Consider the following 3,150-nt stretch of genomic DNA (forward strand, 5'->3'; position numbering starts at 1 on the left):
CCGTATTTGAACAGCTTGAGATTTCACGATAGGTATTTTGTGCTGGGATCCATACTTCCAAGTCGTAAGTCTTAGCAGCTGAGAAGCCCATGTCTCCTGTAGAAAGAGCAACTACGCGATATGGAAGGTTGAGTTTTTGAAGGATGTTTTCAGCGTTGGCTGTCATCTTTTCCAATTCTTCATATGATTCTTCCGGTTTGGCAAATTTGACCATTTCTACCTTATGGAATTGGTGTAAACGGATCAAACCACGAGTGTCACGACCAGCAGAACCTGCTTCTGAACGGAAAGAAGGGCTCATGGCAGTAAAGTAGATTGGGAGATCCTTGCCATCGATGATTTCTTCACGGTAGTAGTTGGTCAGAGGCACTTCGGCAGTTGGAATCAAGACATAGTTGGTGTCGCTGAGTTCAAAAGTATCTTCCTTGAACTTTGGATATTGACCAGTACCAAACATAGAATCGTGGTTGACCATGTAAGGGGTGATGACTTCTGTGTATCCTTCCTTGCCATGCTCATCCAACATAAAATTGTAGATAGCACGTTCTAAGCGAGCTCCAAGCCCCTTGTAGAAGAGGAAACGAGCGCCAGTGACTTTTCCACCACGTTCCCAGTCAAGGATGTCTAAGTCTTCTCCAAGGTCCCAGTGAGCTTTTGGTTCGAAGTCAAACTCGCGAGGAGTTCCCCAACGGCGAACTTCTACGTTGTCATCCTCATCTGCTCCAATAGGTACACTATCAGCAGGAATGTTTGGAAGGGTTGTAGTAAATTCTGTCAATTTCGCATCAATTTCTGCCAATTCTGCATCGAGTGCTTTGACTTCTGCAGAAAGAGTTTGCATGGCAGCAATCTTATCATCTGCATTTTCTTTGTTGCGTTTGGCTTGGGCGATTTCAGCAGATACTGTGTTACGCTCAGCCTTGAGGCCTTCTACTTTGACCAAGATGTCACGACGTTTGGCATCAATTTCTTTCATTTCGTTCAAGATGGCAGCATCTACACCGCGTGTTGCTAATTTTTCAGCAACTGTATCAAAGTCTGTACGAATTCGTTTAATATCTAACATAGCTTCTCCTTTAACAAAAAGCACACCTGTTACAGTGTTGGAGTGGCAGGGCCACGGTTCCATCCAACTTCACAGGTGTGCACTTGATTTGATCTTCAATTTTTTGATAAACGGTAGAATTTCAATTAAGTCCTCTATCTGCTCACAGCAACCGCAGACTTTCTGAAAGATTTCCTTAATTTACTTATCCGTTTTCGTTTATTATACAAGAAAAGTACCTATTTTGCAAATAGATTTTTAATTTTAGCTGCGATGGTTTGGATCAAGGTCGGTAGCTTGACAATTCTATCATTTCCTAGATGTTCCCGAGCAATCTTTAAAATTTTCCCCGAGTCTTTAGAAGCAAATAGGAACTTACTTTCCTTGGTGTAGATTTCAAAATGGCGACTTATTTTACGCCCAGATACGTTGGCTCCAATCTGTTCGATTTCTTTCCAGGGAATTTGGACGTAGTCTTCTACATTAGCATCTGCGTAAAATTCAAAAGCCACATCTCCAACTAACATTTTTCCAACCTTTCCACCAACACCTAGATAAGAGACACCAGTGGTATGGAATTCCACGGTTTTATTCTGTGATTGCGCCATGTTATCCTCCTGTAACAATGTTCATTTCATTATACCATAATAAAAAGAAGGTCGAAACCTTCTTTTTTGTTGATCTTTGCTTACATCAAGCCAGCAACGTGTGCCAAGACACCGATTACAAAGAGGGCGATGATGATAGTGATTGGAGATACTTTCTTCTTAAGCAACCACATACAAGCAAAAGTAAGAAGCAATCCCATCAAACCAGGAATCAATGAATCCAAGTTTTGTTGGAAAGTCGTAACTTTTTCAGGTGTTTGAGATAGACCTGAACCAACTTGAGCGAAGGCTTCTTGGATACCTTTGTATCCTTCAGGAAGTTTATCCCAGTGGATATAAGCTTTGTCGTCTAATTTGACAGAAGAAACATTAAAGATGAATTTAATAGATACCCAACGTTCTACCAAAACAGCAAGGATGAACATCCCGAGGATAGAAGCTCCTTTAGTGATGTCTTGCAAGATCCCACCAGACATATCTTTGGTAATTTCAGAACCTGCTTTGTATCCAAGTTCTTGGGTGTACCACAAGAAGGACATACGAATCGCATTCCATGCAATAAAGAAGATGAGTGGGCCAAGGATGTTACCTGTCAAGGCAAGAGATGCACCAAGAGCTCCAAGGATTGGACGAACTGTAAACCAGAAGACAGGATCTCCGATACCCGCCAAAGGTCCCATCATACCAATCTTAACCCCCTGGATAGCGGCATCATCAATCGCAGCGCCATTTGCTTTTTCTTCTTCAAGGGCAAGAGTTACCCCGATGATTGGAGCAGCTACGTATGGGTGAGTGTTGAAGAACTCCATGTGACGCTCAAGAGCAGCCGCTTGGTCTTCTTTCTTCGTGTAAAGTTTTTTGATAGCTGGGATCAATGAGTAAGCCCAACCCAAGTTTTGCATCCGTTCATAGTTCCAAGAACCTTGCAAGAAGGTTGAACGCCACCAAACTTTTTGACGATCTGATTTAGATAATTGTAATTTTTCAGTCATGATAGTGTCACACCTTTCTTAATAGTCTTCAAGGATATCGCCGATTGGGTCATTAGAAGTAGCAACTCCGCCACCTCCATTGCCACCTTTCTTAGAGAGAGAAAGGTAGATCAAGGCAAGGGCAACACCAATTGCACCAAGAGCAATCAAGGTCAATTGGCTAACGGCAGCAAGAGCAAAACCAATGGCAAAGAATGGCCAAACTTCACGGCTTGCCATCATGTTGATAACCATGGCGTAACCAACGGCTACGACCATACCACCACCGATTTGCATACCGTCTGACAACCAAGCAGGCATCGCTTCAAGAGCACCTTTAACAGTGTCAGCAGGGATCATCAACAGAAGGGCTGCAGGAATGGCGATACGAAGACCTTGAAGGAGAAGTGCTACAAAGTGAGCGCGTTCTACGCCTTTGATATCACCTTTTTTAGCAGCAGCGTCGGCAGTGTGGACCAAACCAACGGAGAGGGTACGGACGATCATGGTCAAGAAAAGACCAGCA

General features: G+C 43.2%; 4 protein-coding genes. All 4 read right to left on the reverse strand.

The window, feature by feature from the left end:
• The coding region (gene serS, locus ACLOR3_RS09535) for a serine--tRNA ligase (protein WP_412037177.1) at positions 1–1,066 on the reverse strand (1,066 nt) is incomplete at its 3' end.
• 218 nt (positions 1,067–1,284) lie between these two features.
• The gene (locus ACLOR3_RS09540) at positions 1,285–1,653 is read right to left on the reverse strand and encodes a DUF956 family protein (protein ID WP_129270621.1); all 369 of its coding nucleotides are present in this window, start codon (positions 1,651–1,653) and stop codon (positions 1,285–1,287) included.
• Positions 1,654–1,733: 80 nt separating this feature from the next.
• Positions 1,734–2,645 carry a PTS system mannose/fructose/sorbose family transporter subunit IID gene (locus tag ACLOR3_RS09545; protein WP_125336177.1) on the reverse strand — a complete coding sequence of 304 codons (912 nt, stop codon included), beginning with the start codon at positions 2,643–2,645 and terminating at the stop codon, positions 1,734–1,736.
• Between the two features lie 18 nt (positions 2,646–2,663).
• Positions 2,664–3,150, reverse strand: a 487-nt coding sequence (locus ACLOR3_RS09550; RefSeq protein WP_412037178.1) for a PTS sugar transporter subunit IIC, incomplete at its 5' end; no start/stop codon positions are given.

It is taken from the genome of Streptococcus intestinihominis, assembly GCF_046824975.1.
Classification (GTDB): Bacteria; Bacillota; Bacilli; order Lactobacillales; family Streptococcaceae; genus Streptococcus.